This window comes from Halegenticoccus tardaugens (assembly GCF_004116405.1).
GTDB lineage: Archaea > Halobacteriota > Halobacteria > Halobacteriales > Haloferacaceae > Halegenticoccus > Halegenticoccus tardaugens.
In genome coordinates this window covers 526943-552005 of sequence record NZ_SDIC01000003.1, presented here as the reverse complement: position 1 = coordinate 552005, position 25063 = coordinate 526943, and the positions used below count along the sequence as shown (strand labels likewise).

Below are 25063 nucleotides of genomic sequence, written 5' to 3'. Positions count from 1 at the left end.
GATACGCGGTCAGAGCACCTGGTTCGCGAGCGACTCGCCCGCTCCGACGCGTCGGACGTTTTCGCGGACCAGCGCGGCGACCCGCTCGCAGTATTCGCGATTCGCAGCCGCCGCGTGAGACGTGACGATCACGTTCTCCATCTTCCAGAAGGACGAGCCCGCCGGGAGCGGTTCGGTCTCGAAGACGTCGAGGGCCGCCCCGGCGAGCTCGTCGTTCCGGAGCGCGTCGAGCAGCGCCGCGTCGTCGACCACTCCCCCGCGCGAGACGTTCAGGAGGTAGGCGTCGTCGCGCATCGCCGCCAGTTCGTCGGCTCCGATCAGCCCCCGCGTCCCCTCGGTGAGCGGGGTGGCCACCGCGACGAACCGCGCATCGGCGATCGCGGTCTCGATCTCGTCCGGCGTGTAGACGGTTCGAACGTGTTCGACGGGCGTCGGGGTTCGTCTGACCCCGACGACGTCGACGCCGAGGACGTCCGCGCGCGTCGCGATGCCCTGCCCGAGCGTACCGAGACCGACCACGCAGAGCGATTCGCCCGACAGGGTGAACGCCTCGTCCCACTCCGGGTAGCGCCACTCTCGACGGTGCTCTCTATCCCGGTGGCGGTGCAGCCGTCGAGCGAACTGGAGCATGTATCCGACGACCGTCTCGCCGACGCCGTCGCCGTGGATGCCCGTGCTGTTCGTCAGGCGGATCCCCCGCCGTTCGAACTCGTCGAAGGGGAACCGATCGACGCCGGCCTGAATCGAGTGGATCCACGAGAGGCCCGACGCGAGGAACGATTCGTCGTACGCGAACGTCACGAGCGCGTCACACTCCGCGAGTTCGTCCGGGGACTCGACCACCCGGACGGTGGTGAGTGCGCGCTCGTACTCCGGGTCGTCCTCGGAAGAAGGGCGGAGCGCGTCGCGCAGCACGCCCGGAGGGAACAGTTCGTCGACCGAGTGATGGACGCCGATGGTGAGCGCCATGGTGGGACACACCAACAGTCGAAGAATAAACATTGGTGTCGCCGATGGTCGTGTTTTACACCGATCGGATTCGACCCTCGGTCGTTCCGCTCGCTTCCCTCCTCGCTTCGAATCGACGGGGCGAACCGTTCCTCCGTTCGCCGTCGCTCAGGTACTCGGATGGGCCCTGTCGGATTCGAACCAACGACCACTCGGTTATGAGCCGAGCGCTCTAACCGGACTGAGCTAAGGGCCCGACGGAACGGACTACCGCGCCGGCCCCCTTGAGCGTTACTTTCCGACCGGCTGACGGCGACGACCGGGCGACGCTACAGGAGCCGTCGCAGGATCCGAAGCGGCAGCGTGACTATCGCGATGACGAGACCGACGATCGAACGGAGTACCGACCGAACGGTGCCGACGAGCGAACTCATACCCGGTACGTGAGCTCGAACGGGAGTATCCGTTGGGGCTGTGAGTACAGGCTCCTTATATGGACAGCGGATTCGGCGTCGACGGGTCGCGCGACGAAAACGAAGGAGCGCCGTCGCCAGGGCTCGAACCTGGGACCACCTCGTTAACAGCGAGGTGCTCTACCAACTGAGCTACGACGGCTCGCACTATTTCGTATTCGAGGTTATCTGATAGGGCTTTCGTTTTTCGCCCGGTCACACCGACACCCTTTCGCCGCCGCACCCGAAAGTCGCGGCCATGACCGACCCCGACGGAAACGGGTCAGACGGAGACGGCGGCGCTCGATCCGCCGACTTCGAGCGCGTCGCGTCGCGCGTCCGCGAGCGCGTCACGCCCGACTCCGACGAGCGGACCCGTCTCGACGCGGCCGCCGACGCGCTCGAAGCACGCGTCGAGGATGCGCTCTCCGACCTCCCGATCGAAGCCGACGTGCTCCGGGTGGGAAGCACCGCCCGCGGGACGTGGCTCGCCGGCGACCGCGACATCGACCTCTTCGTCCGCTTTCCGCCGTCGCTCTCGCGGGAGAAACTGGAGCGGTACGGCTTGAAGGTCGGCCGCGCCGTCCTCCCCGACGGCCGCGAGGAGTTCGCGGAGCACCCCTACGTGACCGGGGCGTTCGACGGCTTCGACGTCGATCTCGTCCCGTGTTACGACGTCCCGACGGCGTCCGACATCCGCTCCGCCGTCGACCGGACGCCGTTTCACAACGCCTACCTGCAGGCGCGCCTCGACGACGACATCGCGGGCGACGTGCGGACGTTCAAGCGGTTTCTCAAGGGTATCGGCGCGTACGGAAGCGACCTTCGAACCCGGGGGTTCTCGGGCTACCTCGCGGAACTGCTCGTCCTCGAACACGGCGGCTTCGAGCCGCTCGTCGCGGCCGCGGCCGACTGGCGACCCCCGGTCGAACTCGATCCGGAGGACCACGGCCGGAAGTCGTTCGACGATCCGCTCGTCGTCGTCGACCCGACCGACCCCGAGCGCAACGTCGCGGCGGTCCTCTCGGCCGAGAACGTCGCTCGGCTCCAGCACTACGCCCGTGAACTCCTCGCCGATCCGCGCGAGGAGCTGTTCTTCCCGCCGGAACGACCGCCGCTCACGGAGGCGGCGGTCGGAGATCGCATCGCGGAGCGAGGGACCGCCCCCGTCGCGGTCGTCCTCGACGCCCCGGACATCGTCGAGGACCAGCTCTATCCGCAGCTCCGCAAGTCGCTCGACGGGATCGCGTCCGAACTCGACCGACGCGGTTTCGCGCCCCTGCGCGCGGCGGCGTTCGCCGACGGGCGGGCGGTGCTGTTCGTCGAACTGACGGTCGGCTCGCTCCCGGCCGTCGAACGCCACAGGGGGCCGCCGGTGGCCGTCCGGCGGCACGCGAGCGGTTTCTTCGCGAAGTACGAAGACGCGGACGTGTACGGCCCGTTCCTCGACGGCGACCGCTACGCGGTCGAACGCGAGCGGGAGTTTCGGACCGCGGCCGACTTCCTGCGGAGCGACGCCCTGTTCGACGTGGCGCTCGGGGCGCGGGTCGAAACGCGGTTGCGCGACGGCTACCGCGTACTCGTCGGGGCGGAGGTGGCGACGCTCGCCGACGAGTTCGGCGACGAACTCGCCGACTACTTCGATCCGAGACCCTGAACCGCGCGGATCTCGTCGACGAGATCCCGGGTGTCGTCGGCCGGATCGTCGTCGGGCTCTATCGGCTCGCGACCGTCGAACGTCTCGTGGACCATCGCGACGCCCTCGGAGAGCGTGTCGAGCCCGTAGCCCCCTTCGAGGACGAACGCGAGCGCGGCGTCGACCGCGTCCGCGACCCGCCGAACCCGATCGGTCAGGAGGGCGTATCCTTCGGTCGACACGCGCATCCGGGAGATCGGATCGTGTCGGTGGGCGTCGAAGCCGGCGCTGATCAGGAGCAGGTCCGGGGAGAACCGTTCGAGCGCCGGTTCGAGCGCCTCGTCGACGACGAGGAGGTAATCCTCGTCGCCGCGGCCGGCCGGCAGCGGAACGTTCAGGGTCGTCCCCTCGGCCGCGCCCTCGCCGGCCTCCTCGACCCGACCGGTGCCGGGGTAGAGGCCGTCCTCGTGGATCGAGGCGTAGAACACGTCGTCGCGGTCGTAGAAGATGTCCTGCGTGCCGTTGCCGTGGTGGACGTCCCAGTCGAAGATCGCGACGCGCTCGGCCGCGTCGGCGTCGAGCGCCCCCTGCGCGGCGACGGCCGCGTTGTTGAAAAAGCAAAAGCCCATCGCGTCGTCGAAGACGGCGTGGTGGCCCGGCGGGCGGCCGAGCGAGAAGGGGGTTTCGCGCCCGGAGTCGCCGTCGAGGGCGGTTTCGGCGGCCCACTGCGCCAGCCCGGCGCTCATGAGCGCGGCGTCCCACGTCTCCTCGCAGGCGACGGTGTCGGGGTCCCAGTTGCCGCCGCCGGCGGCGCAAAACTCGCGAACTTCCTCGACGTAGTCGTCGTCGTGGACGGCGGCTACAGCGGCCTCGGTCGCCGGGTCCGGCTCGACGTACTCGACGTCGTGTCGCTTCGCCAGGCCGCGTCGGATCGCCCGGAGACGGTCCGGCGACTCCGGGTGTCGGCCGCCGGTATCGTGCTCGAGGCAGACGTCGCTGTAGCCGAATTTCATCCTATTCGAAGAGGGAGAAGTACGTCTCGATGTCTTCCGCCTGGATCGTTCGACGGTCGGCGTGGTGTGCGAGCGTCGCGGCCGCGCCCGCGACGTTGTCGGCGTAGTCTTCGAGGATGTCCGCGAGGGCGATGCGGGCGTCCATGGCCACGCGGTAGCGGCCGTCGATGTCGAGGCGAGCGATGCGGTCGACGGGGGCGATGGGGAGTTCGAGTTGCGAGCGGTCGACGACCTGCTCGACGCCGAAGTCCGCCGCCATCAGCGTCTTTCGACCGTCGGCCGTCGCCCGCTCGGCGGCGTCCTTCGCGAGCGCCGCGCCGTGCTCCTGGATGCGGCGGGCGAGTTCCTCGGCCGCGTCGGCGCTCACCCGGAGGTCGCCGGAGTTGCGCCGGATGATGGCGTCCACCGGGGCGAACGGCAGCTCAACACTCATATCCACATATCCGGCGCGTGCCGTGTATAATCCTTTCCGTTAAGGCGTTCTCCGCAATTGAACTGTCGCGGGAAACGAGACGGTCGCACGCCGGCTCAAAAGATCTCTTCGGCCTCGATACGGCCGTCTCGGAGCCGACCGCGAACGGTCACCTCCTGTCCCAGCCGCAGGTCGGCGTCGGCGTCGACGCTCCGCGTCTCGCTCCCGTTGTCCAGCACGACGGGCGATCCGGCCTGGACGACGGTTCCGGTGAACTCGATCGCGTCATCGTCCCCAGCGTCGGACGGGGACGACGGCTCGGCGTCGGTCGCCTCGTCTGTCGCCGCTCCGGCGGCGGTGGCTCCGCTTTCGACTGTTCCGCCGCCTTCCGCCGCGTCCGCCCCACCGCCGGCGAACGCGCCGAGTCCCTCCGAACTCGCGCCGGCGGCGTCCGCGTCGGCGGCGTCGCTCGCCGGGCCGGCGCTCTCCCCCGTCACGGTGATCGTCGAGCGCCAGCCGGCGGACGCCTCGAGGTCCTCCTGCCAGCCGTCCTTGATCTCGACGTCGGTGAGGACGACGTGGTCCGCGAGTTCCACGTCGGCGTCGGCCTTCTCGCCCCAGAGCGCGACCCGTATCTCCCCCGTGTCGTCCTTGACGCGGACGTTTCGGACCTGCCCCTCCGAGCCGTCCTTGCGCTCGAACGTCCGCTTGGGGTCGGTCTCGATCACGCCGCCGGCGATGTCGACGGTCTGGCCGATCTCCAACGAGTCGATGTCCGCCGTGTCCGGGACGTACTCGATCTCCTCGTCGATCTCGTCGACCGCGCCGCGGGAGCCGACGTGGAGTTCGAGGTCGCCGTCGCGCTCGCGAACGTAGCCGTCGACGACCTCGACGGAGTCGCCCGGGTCGAACGCCGTCGCGAGGTCGGCCTTGTCGTCCCACAGCGTCACGCGCACGCGACCCGTCCCGTCGCCGAGCGTGAGGTTCGCGACGCGACCCTCGGAGCCGTCGTCGCGCTGGAACGTTCGGACGGCGTCCGCGTCGAGCACCTTTCCGCGGAGGTTGACGTCCGAGAGGCCGAGCGAGAGGTCCTCGACGCGGTACACGTCGAGCACCTGCACGTCGATCTCCGCGTCCTCGTCGGGTTCGGCCTTGTCGACCGCGACCTCGACGCCGTTGAAGCCGTCCTTCGGCCGGCCCTTGATCCGGAGCACCTGGCCCACTTCGAGCTCGCCCTCGTGGACGGCTTGCGCCATCGAGTCCCAGAAGGAGACGCGGATCCGGCCGGTGGCGTCCGCCACTTCGACGTTGACGACGCGTCCCTCCTCGTCGTCGCCGTCGCGCTCGAAGGTCCGCATCTCGCCGACGCTGACGACCTTCGCCATGAACTTCACCTCGTCCATGCCCGGTTCGATGTCGGCGACGCCGTTTACCTCCTCGTCCTTCAACTCGTGGGCGATGAGCATCGCCGCCGTCTCCTCGTCCGCGAGCCCCCCCATCTGCTCGACTTTGTCCGCGACCGCGGCCTCGAACTCTTCGAGGGGGACCTCGGTGTCGAGGTCCTCGTACACGTCCTCAATCACACCCATAATCGTGTGGCGAAACAGGAAAGGACCGCGCTTAAGCGTTGTCCTTGCGCCGATACGGCCGTGCCGTCCGGCGGTTTTTCGGCTCGTCGGTTCCGATCGATCACGGGGGACGTTGGTCCCCTCCTCAGATATAAATATACGTTCGGGCCGCGCTACGCGTCGCGCTTTTCGGTCGCGACCGTCTCGCGCTCGTCGACGTCCTCGTGTACCACGGCGGTCTCCTTCGGGAGGCCGCGCTCGAATTCGACGACGGCCTCGTACCCGAGGTCAACCATGACCGCCGTGCACGCCTCGTCTTCGTCCCGCGCCTCCTCCGCGGCGACGACGATTTCGAGCCGATCGCCGTCGAGCGTCGCGCGCTTCAGCGTCGCCCTCGCGCACCCGCTACGGCCGCGGATACAGCCCGTCGCGGTCACGTCGGCCTCGCCGTACTCGATCTCGGCGGATTCGGGTTCCGAGCACTCGTCGGTTCGGGCGAACGATCGGTCCGCGATCGCCGGTCGCGTCGGGGCGTCGGTCCCGTCGCCCTCGTTCCCCTCGGAGTCGTTTCCGCCCCCGTTCCCGCCCTCGTCGCCGCCGTTCGGGGACTCGCCGTTCGCGAGACAGCCGGCGAACCCGGCGCTCGTCGCCGCCACCGCCGCGTTCGCGAGGAGCGTTCGTCGCTTCATGCGTGCCCATGCGCCGGCTCTTTTCAAAGCACTTGCGTACGGTCAAAAATCTCTTTGTGCCTTCGGGGCACGGGACGGCGATACCGTAACCGTCTTATGCTGATCGCGTGTATCCGAGTATGAGTCCTGATAGGGTAGTGGACTATCCTCTTGGCTTGCGGAGCCAGGGACCGGAGTTCAAATCTCCGTCAGGACGCTACACTTTCCCGATGCAACGCCACGAGAGACCTCCGCGTCTCTCGTATAACACGTCGGGTTGTGCGGCTCTACGGAGGGTTGAGCAGCGAGCGCGTGAACGGATGAGCGTGCGAGCGAGTTCAAATCTCCGGCGGGACGTTTTCGCGACGCGGGGTGACCAGCGGAGGTTAATCTACGTCGTGGGACGGCCACGTGGGGGTCGAAGCCGCGTACTCTACCCCTGTTCGCCGTTGCCGTTCATCCCACCGTTGCCACCGTTACCGCCGCCGTGCATCCCGCCGTTACCGCCGTTGCCGTTCATCCCGCCATTTCCGTTACCACCGTTTCCACCGTTACCATTCATCCCACCGTTGCCACCGTTGCCGTCCTTCGGCGGGGAGGTGATGGTCACGTAGTCGAAGTACGCGGTGCCGCCGGATTCGAGGTAGGCGTCGTAGCCGATCCCGCCCCGCTTCCAGGTGTTGTCGCGGCCGGCGAACTGGGTGAGCTTGTTTCCGCCCTCGTCGTAGAGCCGAACTATCTGTCGGCCGTCCTCGTGCCACGTGATCACGAGGCCGTACCACCGATCCTTGGCGAGCGTGAAGCCCCGGTTGGCCGCGCCGTACCGCGTCGGCGATCCGGTGTTCCGCACCCGGTAGAGCTGGATCGCCTCGTTCGGGTAGTTCACCTTGACGTAGTAGCGGTCCCCCGGACTCTGCACCCCGTACGAGAACTGGAGGGTGTCCGCGCCGCCCGACGCGCGGAACCAGCAGGTGAACGTGTCCCCCGCCCGCGGATAGGGGTCCAGCCCGGTAGTCGAAGTGAGTTCCGTGTCCGTGCCGGTGATCGCCAGGGCGTTCGATCCCCGGTACGCCTGGTCGGTGACGACCTCGGCCCCGGATCGACCCCTGTCGAACTCGTACTCGTTCAGGTCGCCGTCCTCGAAGTCGTCGACGATCACCGGCTGCGAGTCGTCGCCCGTCTGCGAGCCGTTGCCGGACTGCGCCGAGACGGCCGAAGAGCCGACGCCCACGGCTGTGAGTCCGCCCAACGCGATACCTTTCAGCGCCTCTCGGCGGGTCTGTCTGGGTTCGAACATCGGGCGTGAGTGCCACGAGGAGACGTATAACTTCTGTTCAGTAACCTCTTACTTACCATTATTCCAAGGCTAACGTATTTATTTGGGGGCATTACAGCCGCGTTCGTCTGACTGGCATCCGAGCGAAACGGTCGCCTCGGCGGTAGTGTCGGCGGTCGCGGGCACGCGTTCGCCTCGACGAGCGCGCGTCACCGTTTTCCGGCCCCGGGGGATAGCGTCGGCATGGACGACGCGCTCCGCGCCGGCGTCGCGATATACAACGCGGGCGAACACCACGCCGCCCACGACGCCTGGGAGGACCGCTGGCTCGAACTCGAACGCGGAACCGACGACGAGCGGTTCCTCCACGGACTGATCCAGTTCACGGCCGCGATCCACCACGCCCGGCGGAGGAACTGGCGGGGAGCGACGGGGCTCGCCGCGAGCGCGGGCGAGTATCTCGGCGGGTTGCCGCCGACGTACCGCGGCGTCGACCTCGCGCCGATACGGGGGTACCTCGCCGCGCTCGCGCGCGATCCCGAGATCGCGGAGCGACGCCGACCGCCCGCGCTGACGGTCGACGGGCACGCGCTGCGGCCTTCGGACCTCGATTTCGAAGCCGCGGCCGTCGCGGCGCGGGTGCTGGCCGAGGACGACGACCGATTCGACGGCGACGTGCTCGCCCGCGCGATCGAATTCGCCCGAGAGGAACTCGAAGAGGGGACGCGAACGCGGTTCATCGCGCTCGTCGCCGACTTCGCCGCGAAGGCCGAGCGGCGGGAATTGGTGTACCGACGGCTCCGAGAGCACGTCGAACGTCGGACGCAGCGCGAGGAGGACGTCGACGGACTGTTCGACTGATCGGCTCCGTCGGAACGCCGGTTCCGAGCCGTTCAGGCGTCCGCGGGGTCGAATCCGACCCTAGCCCGCTCGCGCATCGAGACGTACGACCACCGACCGTCCGACGTGCGCGACACGAACGGCACGGCCGCGAGCAAATCGGGCAGTTCGCGGTTCAGCCACGCGTCGTCCGGACCTTCGACGCGTCCGGCGGCTTCGCGGATCTCGTCGTCGTCCGCCTCGCCGCGCTCGCGGAGTCGTTCGAAGGCCGCGACGACCGCCGACCGTTCGTTTCCGGTCACCGATTCGTCGGTCAGGACGTGCGTCAGGCTCGTGTACGGCTCGTGCGCCGCCGTCCGGTCGAGCATCTTCCACCCCTCCGCGGCCGGATCGGCGCGCTCCGGATCCCCGGAGTACCGCCACAGTCCGCCATCTTCGGAGGGCGGTTCGATGTCGGGGAGCGCGGCCAGCGCGCCGCGTACGCCGTCGCGCCACCACTCGTCAGGGGAGCCGTACCCCGACGGGGCTTCGGTGTACACCCCCTCGCGGAGTTCGGCGGCGGTCGCCTCGCCCCAATAGGCGAGAAAGGCGAACGCGTGGCGAACCGCGTCGAGCAGGTCCGCCCGGAGGCCGAGCGCCGCGAGCGTCCGCCTGACGCGATCGGGCAGGTCGATGTCGTCGTCGGCGCTCCCGTCCCCCGGAGCCAGCACGATCCGTCGGCCGCTGTCGGTGAGTTCGAACCGCCCGTCGTCGCGTTCGCGCACGAGCCCGTTGTCCTCGAAGAACGCCAGCCGTTCGGCGAGGTCGTCGGGGACGGAGTCGGTTCGACTCGCGAGCGCGGAAGCGTCCGCCGGACCGTCGAGGAGCGCCGCGAGCGCGTCCCGGTCCGCCTCGGTGAGCGTGTCCGTGGCCATACCCGCCCTTCGGCCGCGACGACCTTGAGTCGTGGCCCGGGTCGGCCCGCGTCGCGGCCCGCGCCGGCCCGTGGACTCAACCGGCTTCGGACGCAACCGCCGTGTATGTCCGATCCGCTTCGAAGCGCCCGCGAGTCGCTCCAGCGAGCGGCCGACGGTGGGACGGGGAAACGCAGGAACAACTCCGGTCGCTCGACGAGGGACTGATGGAGGTCGCGGAGGGCGACAAGACCGCCGACGAAGGGGAGGGGAAGGGGAGACGGACCTCTCACCGCACCCGGATCGGCTCCGGGAGCTCGTCGAGAAGACAAGCGCGCTCGAAACCGAGGTCGACGAGGGGACGCGGACGCACCTCGACCGGGCGCGCGAGCGCCTCACCGAGTACCTCGAAGCCCACGGGGAGATAGACGAGGGGAACGGGCGCTGAGCGCGCTCCGCGCCCCGCCTACTCGAACTCGGCGGAGTTGTCCTGCGGATCGTACCCGAGGACGTCGCGCGCGCGATCGATCAAGTAGTACTTGCGGTCGTTGTCGCTGATGCCGTAGACGATCTCGAAGTCGTAGGTCGCCCTGAGACAGCAGTCGAACAGGTGCGCGCAGTCGCGGTACGAGAGCCACATCGACTGGCCGCGCTCGTAGTCCCACGGCGGATGACCGCGCGTGAGGTTGCCGATGCGGACGCAGACGACGGAGAGGCCGTGTTCGTCGTGGTAGTACCGGCCCAGCACCTCGCCGGCCGCCTTGCTCACGCCGTAGAGGTTGCTCGGACGGGGGAGTTCCGCGCCGTTCAGCCGGAAGTCGTCCTCGGGGCGGTACAGGTCGGGCGTCCGCTCGTCAGTCTCGTACGCGCCGACGGCGTGGTTCGACGAGGCGAACGCCACTTTCTCGACTCCCGCGTCCACCGCCGCCTCGAAGATCGTCTGCGTCCCGTCGATGTTGTTTCGCAGCACGCTGTCCCAGGGGGCCTGCGGCCGCGGATCGCCGGCCAGGTGGACGACCGCGCCGACGCCCTCCATCGCCTCGCGGACCGCCTCGTCGTCGGTCACGTCGGCGACGGACACCGCCTCCCGCTCGATGCCCTCGGGGAGCTTCTCTTTCGGCAGCGGTTCGCGGTCGAGCAGCCGCCACTCGTACTCGTCCGCCAGATCGCGGAGGATCGCCTGCCCGACGCGTCCGGCGGCACCCGTTAACAGAACCGGGTCGTCCATTCGGGTAGATATTGGAAAACAGGAGGCTAAGTAAGGACCGGTTTTGCCGACGATTCCCCACGACAGTACCTTATATACCACGTCGGAGGCGCGCGACGACAGAACTTAGCCGTCCCGCCGGGTCGGTTCGAACATGCCGACGGACGCTCAGCGGGCGTGCTTCGAGGCGGGGATCAAGTTCGGGTCGCTGTACCACCAGTTCGCGGGGACGCCCGTGAGCCCGGACAGCGCGCGCAGCCTCGAACGGGCGATAGCGGAGGCCATCGAGAACCAGCCGTACTGCGAGTCCGTGACGGTGGACGTCCTCGACGACGCGATCGCGGATGCGATCGAGCACGAACACGGCTACGCGGAGCTCACGGGCCGGTTCATGGAAGTCGAGATGCGGATCAGGTACGAGGGGGTGCTCGTCCGGACGCGGATGGAGATGGAGGGAGGGTACCCGCTCATGCGGCTGGTCGCGGTCGAGGGCGAGTGACGGACAGGCACTCTCCGGCGAGCGACGAATCGGCTCGACGCGCGAGTCGCGAAATCCGCGCGACGGTCGCCCAGCGGACGGGATTTCACTTTCACTTTCGGGCACGCGTTTAAATCGGGAGGCGTTCAAACGTCCCGTATGAGTCAATCGACGCTCGGCGACGACGAACTGTTCGGCGAAGCGGCGGCGGAGATGCGCGAGGACGTGGAGTCGCACCTCGAAGGGGCGTGGGAGGCGCTCCCGGCCGGCGACGACGTGTGGGAGACCGAGGCCGAGAACGTCCTCGGCGTGTTGAACGGGCTCCGCTCCGCGCTTTCCGCGGGCGACGCCGAGGAGCACCTGCGGCAGGCGAAAAAGTGGTACACGCTGGGCGAGCGCGCCGACGCGTTCGAGGACGCCGACGACCTCGAAGCGGAGATCGAGGCGGTCGAGGAGGTCGTCGGGATGCTCGAAGACGCTCGCGAACAGGTCGGAGCGCTGACGAGCACCGTCCCGGAGCTTCGAAACGCGCTGGACGAGGCGCACGAGTCGGGGACGGACGAGGAAGAAGCGGAAGAAGCGGAAGCGGAAGAAGAATCCGAAGAGTAGCGTCGCGGTTCCGGCGCGGATCGGCTACCGATCCGCCGGACGCGAGACGTCGCGACCTTCGACCGCCGCGAGAAGCGTACACAACGCTTCCACCGCGAGGTCGAGCAGTTCGGCGCCGAGCTCGGCTTCACCTTCGCTCGGGTCCCCGACGACGCCGTTTTCGGTGAACTCCGCGGAGTCGTGTGCGAGGTTGACGCCCGAAACCCACTCGCCCCAGCGGTCGCTCGCGCCCTCGCGGGCCTCCTCGATCCGATCCTCGCGGACGAGTTCCGGCGCGGCGTGTCTGAGCATCGCCGTCTCGATCGCGCCGCCGTGGCCCATCCGCGCGGCGTGCTCGCCGACGGTCTCGAACCACGTGAACGACACCGCGTACGCCCCGTCCCGGCGGGTGATCGTTCCGGTGACCTCCCGGAGCGCGTCGACGTTGCCGCCGTGGCCGTTCACGATCACGATTCGATCGAGGCCGTGGGCGGCGAGGCTTCCGACCGTCTCGCGGACGTAGGCGCGGAACGTGTCCGGGGTCACCCAGAGCGTGCCGGGAAAGTGGCGGTGTTCCTCCGCGACGCCGACCGGAATCGTCGGGGCGACGACGACCTCGCCGTCGTACGCCTCCGCGGTCGCGTCGGCGACGGCGGCCGCGTTCAGCGCGTCCGTGCCGAGCGGGGCGTGGGGGCCGTGCTGTTCGGTGCTGCCGACGGGCAGGAGCGCGAGGTCCGCGTCGAGGTCGGCGACGTCGGTCCAGGCGACTTCCGAGAGGTGCATGGGTGGCTCTCCGCGGGGGAGCCACCTAAAGGGGGACGAAAGGGGAGGACGGCCGCGACGGCGACCGACGCGAGGATCGGACGACCGCTCGCCGAGACGGGCGGCCCAAAGGCGTTAGTGTCGTCGCGGCGACGATGCGATCGAGAACGATCATGAGCGACGAGGAAGACTCCCGCGAGCAGGGGATCGAGTTCGGCGACCTGGAGGAGAAGCTCGACGACCACGAGTACCCGGCCACCGCGGAGGAGCTGGTCGACGAGTACGGCGACCACGAGCTCGAACTCCCGTCCGGGGCGCGGACGTTCGGCGAGATCCTCGAACCGTACCAGGAGGAAAGCGGCGAGGAGTTCGAACGGGCCGAGGAGGTCAGACAGGCGGTGTTCAACATGGTCGGGAGCGAGGCCGTCGGTCGCGAGGGGTACAGCGACCGCGGGCTCGAAACCGAGGGCGAAGGCGGGGAGAACGAGTCGTTCTGACCGACCCGCTCAGTCGTTTCCGGCCTCGGTTCGGGCCTGCCGGCGGCTCGCCCGCTCGATGAACTCCTCCGGGAGTTCGTCGATCTCGCCGGCCTGAACGCCCCAGAGGTGTGCGTACAGACCGTCCGCTTTCAAAAGCTCCTCGTGCGCGCCGCGTTCTTTGATTCGGCCGTCTTCGAGGACGACGATCTGATCCGCGTCCTTGATCGTCGAGAGGCGGTGGGCGATGGCGAACGTCGTCCGATCGGCCGTCAGGCGGTCGAGGCTCCGCTGGATCAGCATCTCCGTCTCGGTGTCCACGTCGGAGGTCGCCTCGTCGAGCACGAGGATCTCGGGGTCCTTGAGCACGGCGCGGGCGATGGAGAGCCGCTGGCGCTGGCCGCCAGAGAGCTTCACGCCGCGCTCGCCGACCATCGTGTCGTACCCGTCCGGGAGGTTCGAGATGAACTCGTGCGCCTCCGCCGCCGTCGCCGCCTCGACGATCGCCTCGTCGGACGCGTCGAACGCGCCGTAGGCGATGTTCTCCTTCACCGTCCCGTAGAACATGAACGTCTCCTGGCTCACGTAGCCGATCGACCGCCGCAGGCTCGATAGGTTCACGTCGCGGACGTCCTGCCCGTCGATCCGGACAGCTCCCTCTTCCACGTCGTACATCCGAAGCAGCAGCTTGAGAACCGTGGACTTGCCCGCGCCGGTCGGCCCGACGAGCGCGAGGGTGTCGCCGCCCTCGACGGTGAAGGAGACGTCCTCGACGATCGTCTCGCCCTCGTCGTAGCCGAACGTGACGTCGTCGTACTCGACGCGACCGTCGCCGACGACCAGGTCGTCCGCGTTCCCGTCGTCGTCGATCCGCCCGCGCTCGTCCATGAGGCCGAAGATGCGCTCGGCGGAGGCCTCGGCGCGCTGGTACATGTTGATGATCTGCCCGAACTGCGCCATCGGCCAGACGAGCTGTTGGGTGAAGAGGATGAAGACGACGAAGTCCCCCGTGGAGAGCGTTCCGCTGAACGGACCCGGCGCGCTCCCCGTGAAGACCCAGTAGCCGCCGACGAGGAAGGTGAGCACGAAGCCGATCCCCGAGATGAGCTGGAGGCCGGGGAAGAACTTGATTCGGATGCGGATCGCCCCCCAGTTCGTGTCGTAGTACTTCCGCGAGACGTCGTCCACCCGGTCCGATTCGAAGTTCTCGGTGTTGCTCGATTTGATCACCTGGATCCCGCCGAGGTTGTTCTCCAGCCGGGAGTTCACCTTGCCGACGCTCGATCGGACCGCGGCGTACTTCGGCTGGATCCGCTTGACGAAGATGTACGTGAAGACGGCGATGAGCGGCACCGGCGAGAGGGCGACGAGCGCGAGCTGCGGGTTGAGATACAGGAGGTACACCGCGATGCCGACGACCATGACGACCAGTCGGAACGCCGAGTTCAACCCGTCGTTGAGAAAGCGTTCGAGCTGGTTGACGTCGTTCGAGAGGACGGACATCATCTCGCCGGTCTGCTTGTCGGCGAAGAAGTCCAGGTTCAGCCGCTGCATCCGGTCGTACGCGTCGGTTCGGACCTCGTGTTGGATGTCCTGCGCGAAGGCGTTGAACCCCCAGTTTCGGATCCAGTGAAACGCCGCCCCGACGAGAAAGGAGCCGGCGATGAGCCCGATGACGAGCGCGAACTGTCCGGTGCCGTCGGCGGGGAGCCACGCGTCGGGGACGACGGGTAAGCTGAACGGCGCGGTCTTCTCGAAGAGGGAGTCGATCGCGACGCCGAGGAGGATCGGCGGCAAGAGGTCGAGGATCCGCGCGAGGACGCTGGCGACGATTCCGACCGTCGCCGAGAACCAGTGGGGACGACCGTACGCGAAGAGCAACCGACGCATCGGCTCTTCGATGCCGTCGCGCTGCGCTTCGAACGGGTCGTCTTTTTCCCAGTCGATGCTACTCATGGGAGAAACCTTCTCGGCGAAGTGTCAAAGGGGTTCTCATTCGAACCGGAATACGCCGGATCGCCCCGCGGTGTGGGCGCGCGTCGGCGCTCAGTCCCAGTCCCGGATAGTGACCCGATCGCCGGCGTCGACGCCCGTTCGGTTCGTGTAGCCGTACGGCACTTCGAGGACGTACTTGCCGCGGCCCTCGTACCGTTTCAGATCGGACTCGTCCGTCCCCTCCGACGGGAGCGGGGCGTGGTGGATCCGCGTGATCGTCCCGTCGGCGTCGACGAAGACGATGTCCAGCGGGAAGGCCATATCGCGCATGACGTAGGCGTGATCGCCCTCGGCGGGGTGGACGAACAGCATCCCCTCGCCGTCGTCGAGGGAGGCCGTGTCGCTCAGGCCCGTGTACCGCTTTTGCGGCGTGTCGGCGACGCGGACCTCAACGGTGGCGAGTTTCGTTCCGTCCTCGTCGTCCACGACGGTGACGGTCGTCCGGTCGTACTCGCCGGCGGAGAAGAGTCCGGCCGCGTAGGCGGCCCCGACGCCGGCGACCGCGAGGAGGGCGACCGCGGCGAGGACGGCGAGGGTGCGTCGAGAGACCACACGGGAAGGTAGGAAAGCGCGGGGGTAAACGTTCCGGGGCAGAAAGCAACAGTTATTCGCGCCGAGTCGAGTATCCACGTACGGGCTCGTGGTCTAGCTGGTCATGACGCGGCCTTTACAAGGCCGAAATCGGTGGTTCGAATCCGCCCGAGCCCACGTTTCTGCGGCGAACGCGTCGGCAACCGGCCGAACGTTCACGACTCGACGCCGTACGTCTGGATCAGCTTCGCGGACGCGCGGCGAAGCCGCTCCGAGCAGGCCTGACCGGAGATGCCGAGTTCGGCCGCGACCTCGCCCAGCGTGGCTCGACGGGGGATGTCGTAGTATCCGAGTTCGTACGCGAGCGACAGCGCCTCGCGCTGGGTGTCGGTGAGGTGGGCGACGCCGTTTCGGACCGACCGAATCCGGCTGACGCTACGGAGGCGGAACCGCACCCCCCGCTCGTCCAGCCAGTGGCAGAGTTCGCGGAAGGATCGGTGGTCGACGAACCGAATCTGGGTCAACCATCCGTTTTCGGTTCCGACGCCGTCGACGATCGTCGCGTCCAGTTCGACGCACCGCTCGTGGAACTCGCGTCCGAACCACTCTTCCGTGTAGCGAATCCTGTACAGCCGAACCCCGCGTTCGTCGACCAGAAGCGACCACCCCCTGACCACGGGCTCGGCCGCGAGGTGGGACTCGAACGCGTCGAATCCCTCCCCCGAAACCCACATCAGAACGATGATCCCGCCGGACGGGCTGGTCCGCTTGGCATCGAGTTCGACGACCAGATCGGGAAGGCAGATCGCCTCGTGGCCGTCGACCGTCGGGGTGAGTTCGAGTTCCGCGGAGATCATTGTGTACCCGAGCGGGCGGACGAGTAAGACGGTTCTCATCGGCTCGAGGAGCGGTTACGAAGAGCAGAATGCTGTAAATAACAGAATTAGATAATTTATTTTGATCTATCCTCCCACAATTTAGAAATTGGAGAGTATAGCGGATATACGCCGTGTGTCGACTGTACAGAAAGAATATATGTGCGAAAAACTACGCACGTTCGGGGAGAAACAACGTTCGATGGAGGGGAGATACGTACTACTGGGTGTCGTCGGATTCGTCGCCGTCGCGGCCGCGGCGGGGACGTTCGCCCTCGGAGATCCGGGGGAGTTAATCGGCGAGCCCGCGACGGACGACGGGACGGAGCAGACGACAGCGATGCAGGAGAACACAGCCTCGAAATCGGACGGCGATAGCGCGGCGGGCGGTCAAAACGCGACCGGGTCCGGCGAGACGGCCGACGGAGACGATAAGCGGTTTCGTTTCGCGGTAGAGCGGATCGAAGAGTGCGGAACGACCTGCCGCGACGTGACGGTCGTCGTGACGAACACGGGCGATCGCGTGGACAGTGAGGTCGTCGTCGTCTCGCGCATCTCGGCCGACGGCGACGAGCTCTGGCGGGGTCAAGAGACCGTCGACTCGATGGATCGCGACGAGCGGGTGACCCGGACGGAACGCGTCGATCTCGGGTACGCGGACGCGTACAAGGTGCAGCGAAACGACGGGTACGTGACGATCGACACGACGATCAGGTGGGCCGGCGGCGAGGAGACGTTCACGGAGCGGCGGAAAGTCACGTAGGGCGTGGGTCCGTTTCGAAATCCTTTTTGCCCTCTTCGACCTCGGTGCGAGTGCGCCGCCTTAGCTCAGACTGGGAGAGCACTCGACTGAAGATCGAGCTGTCCCCGGTTCAAATCCGGGAGGCGGCATACGTTTTCGCGAGGCAACTTCGCCGAGCGAAACGTATCCATCCGAGCGGATTCTGGACCCTGCCGTGGAGTGAGCGGAGCGAACGGAACGGCTCCGGTTCAAATCCGGGAGGCGGCATTTTCCTGCGAACGAAGCGAGCAGTGAAAATGTTCTCGACCGCGATTTGAACCCTGCAAGTCGCGCGCAGCGAACGACGTGAGCGAGCACGTCTTGCTCCGGTTCAAATCCGGGAGGCGATGCGTCTACGCGGTAACGGACGCAGATGGATCGAGGCCGACGGGTCGCCCGTCGTCCCACCTGGGTACTCGTCGTCGCCTCGGACGGACCGACGTCGGCGATCACCCCCACTCGTCGGGACGCGGACTGGATTCCCGTTGCCGTCCGATGGGCCGCGACGAATCGCTCCCCGCCGATAACTCAATCGTCGCCGTTGTCTCCATCCCGCGGCCCGGCGTCGACGATCTCGATCCCGGAGACGGTGGGGTTCTCCACCTCGCGGAGGAACCGGACCTCGATCACGCCGTCGTCGTCGGTCGCCTTGAAGGACTGCACGGCGCCCACGTCGTGGCCGTGCTCGCGGAACGGTTCGTAGTTCTCCATGGCGGTTTCGCCGCCGATCTCGACGCCGAACGAGCGCGGGCCGCCCTCGTCGTAGGGTCGCTCGTAGTCCCGGCCCGACTCGCCGTCGGTGAAGAACGGCTCGACGACGTAGAGTCGGACCTCGTACGCGCGGTTCGGATCGACCGGGAAGCGCCAGACCATCTCCTCGTCGCCCTCGTCGTCGGAGCCGCGGTCGAACCGGTACGTCTGGAACATCGCGTCGGGCGCGGTCGACGGGACGTCGTCCTCCGTGGTGATCTCGTCCGGCGTGCGGTGAGCGACCGTATCGGTTCGGCCCGAATTGAAGTGCGACGAGGGGGCGTCCGCGGTGTCGGGCGACCAGTCGAGGCCGCCGTCGACGGCGATTCGCGGACCGCCGACGTTGATGCGGTACACAGGCTCTGCGCCGCCGCCGGGCGACGGCGATGGGGTAGGGGTAGCGGTAGCGGTCTCGGTCGGCTCGGTCGTCTCCGGCGCGTCCGGCGGATCGGACTGTCGGGCGTCGGTCCCGGAGTCCCGCTTCCCGCCGTCGTTCGTCGCGGCGGATTCGCCGCCGGCGTTCGCGTCCTCGGCGGTGGAGTCGTCCTCCGGGACCGGCGTCGGGTACGACTCGTCGCCGTCGTCCGCGGCCAACGCGTCGAGCGGCGCGTCGGGAACGCCGACGGCGAGCAGGATCCCGCTGAGAAAGAAGAGCCCGCCGATACCGAGCAGCGCCCACTGCACCCAACTCGCGTACCGCTGGGAACCGGATGAGGAATCGTTCGGCGACGAGCGCGACGAGGCGAACATGGGTGACCGATTTCCCGTGGGGCTAATTATACGTCACGGTGGACGACGGTGGTGATTTCGAGAGAGTCACCTGTCGATGCGAATTCGAAGGCGGTGGCCGAGTCCGACGAGAATCGAATCGACCGCGTTCGCAAGTGTGGATGACGGTAGTCGTAGTTCGAATAGATGACCGGTTCGGGAACGACCGAGACTGGGACCACGAGAATCGGACATTCGTCTACTGAATTCGTCCGAATCGGAACGATGTCAACGAGATTCGCCCTTGGTACCACGACCCTCGAAAGTCTTATGCGGCGGGGGGCGCACCGTCCAAAGGCAATGGCGAAAGGAAACGTTGATTTCTTCAACGACACTGGCGGCTACGGTTTCATCTCGAGCGACGACGCGGACGACGACGTGTTCTTCCACATGGAGGACGTTGGCGGTCCGGATCTCGAAGAGGGACAGGAAGTGGAGTTCAGCATCGAACAGGCCCCGAAGGGCCCGCGCGCGACGAACGTCACGCGCCTCTGAATCGGCGCAGACTCGTCGCCGCGCGGCGACGACGCGACGCCGTATTTTTACTTCGGAACACCGCTCTCGGAGCGACCGCGTCGGTCTTCGTGGCGTTCGATCGTCGCCGTCGCGAACGGGGACGGCGGTCGGTCCGGGTGAGTCTTACCGGCTGGCGGCGGGCCGTCGCGGCAGTTTACCGAGCGCGAAGAGGAGGATGAGGAGTCCCTCGATCCGGGCGGCGGTCACCGTCCACGGCTTCGGCTCGGACTCGACGGGCTGGTCGAACGCGAGCGTCATCGAGTAGTCGATGACGCTCCGGGGGAACAGGAGTTCGAGCAGTCCGAAGAGGGCGAGGATCGCTCTGAGCATACGAGAAGGTAGGGCGAGGGGGACGATAACGATAGCTCTTTTCCGCCATCGGGTCGGAGCTCGGACGGATCGCCCGCACGCCGCCGTCGGGTCGTTCGATCCGATCGAATCGAGACGTCTCGCTCGGGGTGGTCCGTCGCCCTCGACGGAGAGGGAGCCGACGGTTTCCGTCGCGGAGGCACGTCCCGACGCGGAGGCCAGCGACGACACGACCGAGCGCGCGAAACGAACAAGCGCCGTTCCGGGTCGAGGTGACGCGAGTGAGTCAAAAAAGCGGCGAGCGTCGTATCTTACGCCGCGTTTTCCTCGTCGGGTTCGTCGACGGACGCCGCCTGGTCGTCTGCGGCGGCTTCGTCCTCATCGACGGTCTCGTCGAATCGGCCCTCGTTCGTCTCGCCGTCGTCCGGTGCCTCCGTCGGTTCGCCGACCTCGCGGACCTCCGAGACGACGTCGTCGGCGAGGTCGCTCGTCTCGTCGATTTCGCCGCCGCGCTTCTTCCGGAGGAGGTAGCCGCCGACGGCGATCGACGCGAGAAGGAAGAGGAGCCGGGGAAGGGTGCGCTTCGAGTTCGACTCGTCCGCCGCGTCTTCGACCGCCTCGACCTCGATGTCCGTCATCGGGTCTTCGCCTTCGAACTCGTCGTCTTCGAATTCGGAGGCAGCCAGCCGCCGGTTCGCGAGGACGTAGCCGGCGGCGACGCCGACCCCGAGGAGTAAGAATCCGGGACAGCGGCGGCCTGACGACGACTCCTCGTTCGCCTCGCGGACCGCTTCTTTCACGAGATCTTTCGCCGACTCGCGAGCCGCGCCCTGCATCGCCTCGGAGAGGTTCGCCTTCGCCTTGGAGGTGAATGATTCGTTCATGATTGTGGGTTCGCCGTGTGGAAGGGATTCGATCCGCCGGGTGGAAAACGTTGTGTCCGATGGGTCGGAATGTTGATGGGACGTGGGTGGATCGAGGGATCGATGCGGCGCAGGGAGACCACGGCGTCGGTGCGCCGCGGAGGAGGACGGAGCTACCCGACGCGCGCCGCCGCCCGCGATTCGAGCCGGACGGACGTCGGTGCCGGTCGGAGGTCGTCGTTCCGCAGGACGCGGTCGCGCCAGATCACGTAGGTGATGAGGTTCCACGCCTGCCGGCCGCTGTTTTCGATCGCCGCGTCGCCCGTCGCCTCCGCGACGAACGCCGGTGCGGGGTAGCGGTCGAAGACGTGCGCGAGCGCCCCCTCAGAGAGATACCGCCCGAACGGGAGCACCCCGGAGCCCTTCGGCTGCGCCGTCGGATACGACGGGAGGCGACGGGCGAGCAGTCGCTTGAGGAGGTGCTTCGTGGACAGTCGCCGGGAGCGAGGCGGGCCGGTGACGTACCGTCGCGGCGAGGGGACCGCGAGGGCGCTCTCGGTCGCGCTCCGCGTTTCGAACGGCGTCACGAGCGAGTGGCCGTGCGAGGCCGCGAGCTGTCGCCATCGACAGCCCGTCTGGTGGCTGTAGATCGAGAGGAGGTGCGCCATCTCGATCCGGCGGCCGAACGAGTCGCCGGCACCGACGTCGACCCTGTCGTGGACGTACCGAACCCCCTCGCGGCACCGGCGCGCCACCACGTCCTCGCCGAGAAGGTCGGCGACGAGGGCCGGCTTCGTGTACGCGGCGAAGTGCTGCGGGAACGACCGCGGGTCGGCCGAGTCGAACCGCAACTGCTCGGCGATCGTTCGAAACCAGTCGAGTTGCGCGCCGACGCTCCCGGGAGCGAGCCTTCGAAGCGGTGCGCTGACCGACGACGTCAACGCCGGTCCCAGCCACGACGCCACGCGCGCGCTCTTCGTCCCGGTCGAACCGCAGAGCGCGTCCGCGCCGATCGCCATCACGTACCGTCGGCCGGCGCAGCGGTCGAACGCGGCGTCGATCAGCCCCGACATGAGGGGGAGGGAAGGGGACCCGAGCGCGTCGACGCACGATTCGAGCCGGGCGAGGACGCCGCGTTCGTCGAGGATCTCCTGTCGAAACTCGGCGTCGAATCGCGCGGCTCCGTCCCGGGCGTACTCGATCTCGAAGGCGTACTCCGGCGAGTCGACGCCGACGTGCAGCATGGGCGCGTCGTCGAGGTACGTCTGCACCAGCGTCGAGTCGACGCCGCCGGAGTAGAGGTTGAGCGCGTCTTCGTCCCCGTCCAGGTCGAGCAGTCCCGCGAGCGTTTCGTCGAGCCGAGCACGCGCCGTCGCCGGACGCAGCGGCCGTTTCGGGGAGAGTCGATCGACCGCCGTCGTCGTCCGCTCCTCGGTCGCGAGGTCCCACGCGAGCCACGCTCCCTGCGGGACGGACTCGATTTCGGACACGACCGTGTACGGGGGGAGTGGCGTCCGATACAGGAGGTGATCGGCGATCGCGGCGCGCGTGACGGTTCGGTCCTCGACGGCGAGGCGGGCGAGCGCGCTCTTGAAGTGGTCGGTGACCACGGCCCCGCCGTCGGACCCACGGAGGTAAAACAGCGATCGGCTCCCGACGACGGTGCGGTAGGCGTGGACCGCGCGTCTGTCGTCGGGGACGTACACCAGCGCCGCGTCCTCGGTCGCGGAGCCGACGCGCCGTCGAACCTCGGAGATCGATTCGGCTCGGCGAAGCAGCCCCTCGACGGCGTCGGCGTCGAGCGCGGAGACGACCCACGTCCCCGCTTCGGTCTCGATCGCGCGGGCGTCGGGGTCGGAGACGAGCACGGTCAGGCGACCATCCATGGGGATATCGTCTACTAACTGTCTTATCAGTATGATTTGGTTAACGGACGGAGGCGATCGGTAAACCGGCGCGTAACGAACGCTAGGGCCCGCTAAACAGGAAGTTATACGACGGATTGACGTCGAGCCGACGCCGATTCGACGTCGGATGGACGCCGATCCGTCGGCCAAACGCGCGCCCCTTTTACGGGGTGAACGCCAAGGGAGGGCGGACCCGACGACCCCATGCGCGCGACGACACTGTACCAGCCGACGCACAGAGAGGTGCTCTGGGAGCTAGAGGAGGCGTTCGAGCGCGGCGAGCTGATCACGCTGTTCGGTCGCTGCACGGTTGAGTACGACGGGCGGGCGGCGAGCACGCTCGGAGCGGGCGATCGGCTCGTCATCCTCAAGCCCGACGGGACGGCGCTCGTCCACACGGACGAGAAACGAACGCCGGTCAACTGGCAGCCGCCGGGCAGCGAACACCACGCCAGCGTCCGCGACGGCGAGCTGCGGGTTCGGAGCACGCGCTCGAACCCCGACGAGACGCTCGACGTTCGCTTCGAGCGGGTACACCAGTTCTCGGCGCTCGCCGTGACCGGCGGACGGGCGCTCGATCTGCGCGGCAGCGAGGAGGACCTCCGACAGCACATCCTCGACTCGCCGTCGGTCGTCGAGCCGGGGTTCGTCCCGCTCGAAACCGAGCGGCAGAGCGCCGCCGGCCCGATGGACATCTACGGCGAGGACGAAGCGGGCGCGCCGGTCGTCGTCGAACTCAAGCGGCGGCGCGTCGGCCCCTCGGCGGCGAGCCAGCTTCGCCGCTACGTCGACGCGCTCGAACGCGAGTTCGGCGAGGGGGTTCCGGTCCGGGGAATTCTCGTCGCACCCTCGATCACGGACCGGACGGCGGCGATGCTCGACAGGGAGGGGCTCGAGCTCGTCGCGATCGACCTCGACACCGGGCGACCGTCCGGGGGGAGGAGCGGAGATGGCGGCGAGAAAGAGGGTGGATCGCCGTAGCCGGTCGTCCCGTCGGCGCGTGCCCTCGTCTCGCACGGCGGTTAGGAGACGCATCGAAGGCTTTATTCGCGGCGTCGGCCTTGTTCAGCGCAAGTAACCATGGCAGACAAACCGGCCTCCATGTACCGGGAGATCTCCAACCCCCCGTACACGCGCCGCGAGTACATCACGGGGATCCCTGGCTCGAAGATCGCACAGCACAACATGGGCAATCTCCAGACGGGCCCCCACGACTACCCGGTACACATCAGTCTCAGGGTCGAAGAGGAGTGTCAGATCCGCCACGGCGCGCTCGAATCGGCGCGCCTGTCGGCGAACCGGCTCATGCTGAAGCACGTCGGACAGGAGAACTACAAGATGGTCCTGCGGAAGTTCCCCCACCACGTCATCCGCGAGAACAAGCAGGCGACGGGTGCGGGAGCGGACCGCGTCTCCGACGGGATGCGGCAGTCGTTCGGGAAGCCGGTCGGCACCGCGGCGCGCGTCGGGCGCGGCGAGACGGTCTTTACGATCTACTGCAACCCCGAGGACGCGGACGTCGCGAAGGACGCCCTCAGGCGCGCGTACAACAAGATGTCGCCGCCGTGTCGCATCGTCGTCGAAGAGGGCGAGAATCTGCTCGTCTCTTAAGCGGAACGCACTTTTTTGGCCCCTCACGCCTCCGATAGCGTATGCTCAGGCTCGCGGTCGCCACCCGCGCCGAAACGTTCGAGCGCGTGCGCGGCCCCCTCTCGGAACGCGGCATCGAGGTTCGCCACCTCGGGACGGACGAGCGGATGGTCCCCCTCACGGAGCCGTGGCCCGAGTCGTTCGACGTCGGGTTCGTCTTCCCGCCGCGACCGATGGAAGGCGGCGTCGCGGACGCGCTGCTCGGGATCCCGTGGGTCAACGACCGCGAGGCGGTGCTCACCTCGCGGAACAAGGCGGGCGCGATCGCCGCGCTCTGGCGGGCGGGCGTGCCGGTGCCGGAGACGACGATGGTGTCGAACCCGGCGGACGAGGACGCCGTCGTCGAGGCGCTCTCGTCGCTCGATTTTCCGGTCGTCGTGAAGCCGAACTCGACGACCCACGGGGTCGGCGTCGCGAAGGCGTCCGACCTCGACGCGGCGCTCGGCGTCGCGGACTACCTGAACCTGCTCCACGAGTATCCGGCCACGGGTGATCGCTCGTACCTGCTCCAGGAGTTCCTCCCCGACGCCCGCGACTACCGGGCGATGGTGATAGACGGCGAGTGCGTCGGCGCGGTGGAGCGACGCCTGCCGGCGGACGCGCTCGCCGAGGGACGCTGGAAGCACAACGTCCACCGCGGGGCGGCGGCGACGCCCGTCGACCTCCCCGAAGAGCACCGACGGCTGGCCGAACGCGCGGCCGAGGTACTCGACGTGCCGTACCTCGGCGTCGACCTCCTCGAATCGGACGGGCGGATCGTGGTCAACGAGACGAACGCTCGCCCGACGGTCGACGCGGCGGCGAAGTACGACGCCGACTTCTACGAGCGGCTCGCGGCGCTCGTCGAACGGACGGCTCGACGGGGCGACGAGCGAACGGGGTGACGGAGCGACTATCGGCA

Annotated in this window: 27 protein-coding genes and 5 tRNA genes; 14 read left to right on the top strand and 18 right to left on the bottom strand. The window is 67.9% G+C overall.

The features are described 5' to 3' along the window. Window positions 1-9: 9 nt before the first annotated feature. From ddh to C3L37_RS10495, 3 genes are all read right to left on the bottom strand, one after another. Window positions 10-969: a D-2-hydroxyacid dehydrogenase gene (gene ddh / locus C3L37_RS10505; RefSeq protein WP_129114549.1), complete on the bottom strand. Its 960-nt coding sequence runs from the start codon at window positions 967-969 to the stop codon at window positions 10-12. Window positions 970-1129: 160 nt separating this feature from the next. Further along, window positions 1130-1204 (bottom strand) — tRNA-Ile (locus tag C3L37_RS10500). A 286-nt stretch (window positions 1205-1490) separates the two neighbouring features. Then, window positions 1491-1563: transfer RNA gene (locus C3L37_RS10495), tRNA-Asn, on the bottom strand. 96 nt (window positions 1564-1659) lie between these two features. On the opposite strand from C3L37_RS10495, the gene cca reads away from it, so the two are divergent. Further along, window positions 1660-3057: a CCA tRNA nucleotidyltransferase gene (gene cca / locus C3L37_RS10490; RefSeq protein WP_129114548.1), complete on the top strand. Its 1398-nt coding sequence runs from the start codon at window positions 1660-1662 to the stop codon at window positions 3055-3057. On the opposite strand, the gene C3L37_RS10485 is transcribed toward cca, so the two are convergent. The 4 genes from C3L37_RS10485 to C3L37_RS10470 form a co-directional block, all read right to left on the bottom strand. After that, on the bottom strand, window positions 3036-4049 hold the full coding sequence (locus C3L37_RS10485) for a histone deacetylase family protein (protein ID WP_129114547.1): 1014 nt from the start codon (window positions 4047-4049) through the stop codon (window positions 3036-3038). The genes cca and C3L37_RS10485 overlap by 22 nt on opposite strands. A gap of 1 nt (window position 4050) precedes the next feature. Next, window positions 4051-4482: a histone family protein gene (locus C3L37_RS10480; RefSeq protein ID WP_129114546.1), complete on the bottom strand. Its 432-nt coding sequence runs from the start codon at window positions 4480-4482 to the stop codon at window positions 4051-4053. Between the two features lie 95 nt (window positions 4483-4577). Next, complete coding sequence (locus C3L37_RS10475; protein ID WP_129114545.1) at window positions 4578-6050, bottom strand: single-stranded DNA binding protein; 1473 nt, start codon at window positions 6048-6050, stop codon at window positions 4578-4580. 152 nt (window positions 6051-6202) lie between these two features. Continuing rightward, window positions 6203-6718 carry a hypothetical protein gene (locus C3L37_RS10470; protein ID WP_129114544.1) on the bottom strand — a complete coding sequence of 172 codons (516 nt, stop codon included), beginning with the start codon at window positions 6716-6718 and terminating at the stop codon, window positions 6203-6205. A gap of 123 nt (window positions 6719-6841) precedes the next feature. On the opposite strand from C3L37_RS10470, the gene C3L37_RS10465 reads away from it, so the two are divergent. Then, a tRNA-Arg gene (locus C3L37_RS10465) sits at window positions 6842-6914 on the top strand. Between the two features lie 216 nt (window positions 6915-7130). Here the strand turns inward: C3L37_RS10465 and C3L37_RS10460 are convergent. Further along, window positions 7131-7994, bottom strand: a complete 864-nt coding sequence (locus C3L37_RS10460) for a hypothetical protein (RefSeq protein WP_129114543.1) — start codon at window positions 7992-7994, stop codon at window positions 7131-7133. A gap of 222 nt (window positions 7995-8216) precedes the next feature. Between C3L37_RS10460 and C3L37_RS10455 the strand changes: the two genes are divergently transcribed. Next, the gene (locus tag C3L37_RS10455) at window positions 8217-8834 is read left to right on the top strand and encodes a DUF309 domain-containing protein (protein WP_129114542.1); all 618 of its coding nucleotides are present in this window, start codon (window positions 8217-8219) and stop codon (window positions 8832-8834) included. A 32-nt stretch (window positions 8835-8866) separates the two neighbouring features. Here the strand turns inward: C3L37_RS10455 and C3L37_RS10450 are convergent, their stop codons facing one another. Continuing rightward, complete coding sequence (locus tag C3L37_RS10450) at window positions 8867-9727, bottom strand: hypothetical protein (RefSeq protein WP_129114541.1); 861 nt, start codon at window positions 9725-9727, stop codon at window positions 8867-8869. A gap of 157 nt (window positions 9728-9884) precedes the next feature. On the opposite strand from C3L37_RS10450, the gene C3L37_RS10445 reads away from it, so the two are divergent. Next, window positions 9885-10154, top strand: coding sequence for a hypothetical protein (locus tag C3L37_RS10445; RefSeq protein ID WP_129114540.1), 270 nt, complete (start codon window positions 9885-9887; stop codon window positions 10152-10154). 18 nt (window positions 10155-10172) lie between these two features. Here C3L37_RS10445 and azf read toward each other — a convergent pair whose 3' ends face one another. After that, window positions 10173-10934, bottom strand: a complete 762-nt coding sequence (gene azf, locus C3L37_RS10440; protein WP_129114539.1) for an NAD-dependent glucose-6-phosphate dehydrogenase Azf — start codon at window positions 10932-10934, stop codon at window positions 10173-10175. 133 nt (window positions 10935-11067) lie between these two features. On the opposite strand from azf, the gene C3L37_RS10435 reads away from it, so the two are divergent. Together C3L37_RS10435 and C3L37_RS10430 are read left to right on the top strand one after the other, a co-directional pair. Continuing rightward, a complete protein-coding gene (locus tag C3L37_RS10435; RefSeq protein ID WP_129114538.1) occupies window positions 11068-11412 on the top strand; it encodes a dihydroneopterin aldolase family protein in 345 nt (114 codons plus the stop codon). A 138-nt stretch (window positions 11413-11550) separates the two neighbouring features. Continuing rightward, a complete protein-coding gene (locus C3L37_RS10430) occupies window positions 11551-12000 on the top strand; it encodes a DUF5790 family protein (protein WP_129114537.1) in 450 nt (149 codons plus the stop codon). Window positions 12001-12024: 24 nt separating this feature from the next. Here the strand turns inward: C3L37_RS10430 and C3L37_RS10425 are convergent, their stop codons facing one another. After that, on the bottom strand, window positions 12025-12762 hold the full coding sequence (locus C3L37_RS10425; protein WP_129114536.1) for a creatininase family protein: 738 nt from the start codon (window positions 12760-12762) through the stop codon (window positions 12025-12027). 152 nt (window positions 12763-12914) lie between these two features. Between C3L37_RS10425 and C3L37_RS10420 the strand changes: the two genes are divergently transcribed. Further along, window positions 12915-13238, top strand: coding sequence for a DUF5789 family protein (locus C3L37_RS10420; RefSeq protein WP_129114535.1), 324 nt, complete (start codon window positions 12915-12917; stop codon window positions 13236-13238). 9 nt (window positions 13239-13247) lie between these two features. On the opposite strand, the gene C3L37_RS10415 is transcribed toward C3L37_RS10420, so the two are convergent. After that, on the bottom strand, window positions 13248-15173 hold the full coding sequence (locus C3L37_RS10415) for an ABC transporter ATP-binding protein (protein ID WP_129114534.1): 1926 nt from the start codon (window positions 15171-15173) through the stop codon (window positions 13248-13250). A 90-nt stretch (window positions 15174-15263) separates the two neighbouring features. After that, window positions 15264-15764 (bottom strand): DUF192 domain-containing protein, encoded by a 501-nt coding sequence (locus tag C3L37_RS10410; protein WP_129114533.1) that lies wholly within the window; start codon window positions 15762-15764, stop codon window positions 15264-15266. 82 nt (window positions 15765-15846) lie between these two features. Here C3L37_RS10410 and C3L37_RS10405 point away from each other — a divergent pair. Further along, a tRNA-Val gene (locus C3L37_RS10405) sits at window positions 15847-15920 on the top strand. A gap of 38 nt (window positions 15921-15958) precedes the next feature. On the opposite strand, the gene C3L37_RS10400 is transcribed toward C3L37_RS10405, so the two are convergent. Next, the gene (locus C3L37_RS10400; protein WP_129114532.1) at window positions 15959-16639 is read right to left on the bottom strand and encodes a helix-turn-helix domain-containing protein; all 681 of its coding nucleotides are present in this window, start codon (window positions 16637-16639) and stop codon (window positions 15959-15961) included. A 181-nt stretch (window positions 16640-16820) separates the two neighbouring features. Between C3L37_RS10400 and C3L37_RS10395 the strand changes: the two genes are divergently transcribed. Continuing rightward, entirely contained in the window at window positions 16821-17381 is a 561-nt protein-coding gene (locus C3L37_RS10395) for a hypothetical protein (RefSeq protein ID WP_129114531.1), read from the top strand. A gap of 54 nt (window positions 17382-17435) precedes the next feature. After that, a tRNA-Phe gene (locus C3L37_RS10390) sits at window positions 17436-17509 on the top strand. Window positions 17510-17927: 418 nt separating this feature from the next. Here C3L37_RS10390 and C3L37_RS10385 read toward each other — a convergent pair. Beyond that, the gene (locus C3L37_RS10385; RefSeq protein ID WP_129114530.1) at window positions 17928-18899 is read right to left on the bottom strand and encodes a malectin domain-containing carbohydrate-binding protein; all 972 of its coding nucleotides are present in this window, start codon (window positions 18897-18899) and stop codon (window positions 17928-17930) included. Window positions 18900-19217: 318 nt separating this feature from the next. Here C3L37_RS10385 and C3L37_RS10380 point away from each other — a divergent pair, with 318 nt between their 5' ends. Further along, window positions 19218-19412: a cold-shock protein gene (locus C3L37_RS10380; protein ID WP_129114529.1), complete on the top strand. Its 195-nt coding sequence runs from the start codon at window positions 19218-19220 to the stop codon at window positions 19410-19412. 144 nt (window positions 19413-19556) lie between these two features. Here C3L37_RS10380 and C3L37_RS10375 read toward each other — a convergent pair whose 3' ends face one another. The 3 genes from C3L37_RS10375 to C3L37_RS10365 all read right to left on the bottom strand — a co-directional run bounded on the left by C3L37_RS10375 (window position 19557) and on the right by C3L37_RS10365 (window position 22491). Then, the gene (locus C3L37_RS10375) at window positions 19557-19763 is read right to left on the bottom strand and encodes a hypothetical protein (RefSeq protein ID WP_129114528.1); all 207 of its coding nucleotides are present in this window, start codon (window positions 19761-19763) and stop codon (window positions 19557-19559) included. 290 nt (window positions 19764-20053) lie between these two features. Further along, window positions 20054-20626, bottom strand: coding sequence for a hypothetical protein (locus tag C3L37_RS10370; protein WP_129114527.1), 573 nt, complete (start codon window positions 20624-20626; stop codon window positions 20054-20056). A 152-nt stretch (window positions 20627-20778) separates the two neighbouring features. Continuing rightward, window positions 20779-22491: an asparagine synthase-related protein gene (locus C3L37_RS10365; protein WP_129114526.1), complete on the bottom strand. Its 1713-nt coding sequence runs from the start codon at window positions 22489-22491 to the stop codon at window positions 20779-20781. Window positions 22492-22716: 225 nt separating this feature from the next. On the opposite strand from C3L37_RS10365, the gene nucS reads away from it, so the two are divergent. The 3 genes from nucS to C3L37_RS10350 all read left to right on the top strand — a co-directional run bounded on the left by nucS (window position 22717) and on the right by C3L37_RS10350 (window position 25046). Then, window positions 22717-23493, top strand: coding sequence for an endonuclease NucS (nucS, locus tag C3L37_RS10360; RefSeq protein ID WP_129114525.1), 777 nt, complete (start codon window positions 22717-22719; stop codon window positions 23491-23493). A 99-nt stretch (window positions 23494-23592) separates the two neighbouring features. Next, complete coding sequence (locus C3L37_RS10355) at window positions 23593-24123, top strand: 50S ribosomal protein L16 (RefSeq protein ID WP_129114524.1); 531 nt, start codon at window positions 23593-23595, stop codon at window positions 24121-24123. Between the two features lie 41 nt (window positions 24124-24164). Next, window positions 24165-25046 carry an ATP-grasp domain-containing protein gene (locus C3L37_RS10350; protein ID WP_129114523.1) on the top strand — a complete coding sequence of 294 codons (882 nt, stop codon included), beginning with the start codon at window positions 24165-24167 and terminating at the stop codon, window positions 25044-25046. The last annotated feature ends 17 nt before the right edge of the window (window positions 25047-25063 follow it).

Excerpts from the sequence above, each read along its gene's own strand:
- ddh (WP_129114549.1), bottom strand. The coding sequence starts at position 969 with ATGGCGCTCACCATCGGCGTCCATCACTCGGTCGACGAACTGTTCCCT.
- cca (WP_129114548.1), top strand. The coding sequence starts at position 1,660 with ATGACCGACCCCGACGGAAACGGGTCAGACGGAGACGGCGGCGCTCGA.
- C3L37_RS10485 (WP_129114547.1), bottom strand. The coding sequence starts at position 4,049 with ATGAAATTCGGCTACAGCGACGTCTGCCTCGAGCACGATACCGGCGGC.
- C3L37_RS10480 (WP_129114546.1), bottom strand. The coding sequence starts at position 4,482 with ATGAGTGTTGAGCTGCCGTTCGCCCCGGTGGACGCCATCATCCGGCGC.
- C3L37_RS10475 (WP_129114545.1), bottom strand. The coding sequence starts at position 6,050 with ATGGGTGTGATTGAGGACGTGTACGAGGACCTCGACACCGAGGTCCCC.
- C3L37_RS10470 (WP_129114544.1), bottom strand. The coding sequence starts at position 6,718 with ATGAAGCGACGAACGCTCCTCGCGAACGCGGCGGTGGCGGCGACGAGC.
- C3L37_RS10460 (WP_129114543.1), bottom strand. The coding sequence starts at position 7,994 with ATGTTCGAACCCAGACAGACCCGCCGAGAGGCGCTGAAAGGTATCGCG.
- C3L37_RS10455 (WP_129114542.1), top strand. The coding sequence starts at position 8,217 with ATGGACGACGCGCTCCGCGCCGGCGTCGCGATATACAACGCGGGCGAA.
- C3L37_RS10450 (WP_129114541.1), bottom strand. The coding sequence starts at position 9,727 with ATGGCCACGGACACGCTCACCGAGGCGGACCGGGACGCGCTCGCGGCG.
- azf (WP_129114539.1), bottom strand. The coding sequence starts at position 10,934 with ATGGACGACCCGGTTCTGTTAACGGGTGCCGCCGGACGCGTCGGGCAG.
- C3L37_RS10435 (WP_129114538.1), top strand. The coding sequence starts at position 11,068 with ATGCCGACGGACGCTCAGCGGGCGTGCTTCGAGGCGGGGATCAAGTTC.
- C3L37_RS10430 (WP_129114537.1), top strand. The coding sequence starts at position 11,551 with ATGAGTCAATCGACGCTCGGCGACGACGAACTGTTCGGCGAAGCGGCG.
- C3L37_RS10425 (WP_129114536.1), bottom strand. The coding sequence starts at position 12,762 with ATGCACCTCTCGGAAGTCGCCTGGACCGACGTCGCCGACCTCGACGCG.
- C3L37_RS10420 (WP_129114535.1), top strand. The coding sequence starts at position 12,915 with ATGAGCGACGAGGAAGACTCCCGCGAGCAGGGGATCGAGTTCGGCGAC.
- C3L37_RS10415 (WP_129114534.1), bottom strand. The coding sequence starts at position 15,173 with ATGAGTAGCATCGACTGGGAAAAAGACGACCCGTTCGAAGCGCAGCGC.
- C3L37_RS10400 (WP_129114532.1), bottom strand. The coding sequence starts at position 16,639 with ATGAGAACCGTCTTACTCGTCCGCCCGCTCGGGTACACAATGATCTCC.
- C3L37_RS10395 (WP_129114531.1), top strand. The coding sequence starts at position 16,821 with ATGGAGGGGAGATACGTACTACTGGGTGTCGTCGGATTCGTCGCCGTC.
- C3L37_RS10385 (WP_129114530.1), bottom strand. The coding sequence starts at position 18,899 with ATGTTCGCCTCGTCGCGCTCGTCGCCGAACGATTCCTCATCCGGTTCC.
- C3L37_RS10380 (WP_129114529.1), top strand. The coding sequence starts at position 19,218 with ATGGCGAAAGGAAACGTTGATTTCTTCAACGACACTGGCGGCTACGGT.
- C3L37_RS10375 (WP_129114528.1), bottom strand. The coding sequence starts at position 19,763 with ATGCTCAGAGCGATCCTCGCCCTCTTCGGACTGCTCGAACTCCTGTTC.
- C3L37_RS10370 (WP_129114527.1), bottom strand. The coding sequence starts at position 20,626 with ATGAACGAATCATTCACCTCCAAGGCGAAGGCGAACCTCTCCGAGGCG.
- C3L37_RS10365 (WP_129114526.1), bottom strand. The coding sequence starts at position 22,491 with ATGGATGGTCGCCTGACCGTGCTCGTCTCCGACCCCGACGCCCGCGCG.
- nucS (WP_129114525.1), top strand. The coding sequence starts at position 22,717 with ATGCGCGCGACGACACTGTACCAGCCGACGCACAGAGAGGTGCTCTGG.
- C3L37_RS10355 (WP_129114524.1), top strand. The coding sequence starts at position 23,593 with ATGGCAGACAAACCGGCCTCCATGTACCGGGAGATCTCCAACCCCCCG.
- C3L37_RS10350 (WP_129114523.1), top strand. The coding sequence starts at position 24,165 with ATGCTCAGGCTCGCGGTCGCCACCCGCGCCGAAACGTTCGAGCGCGTG.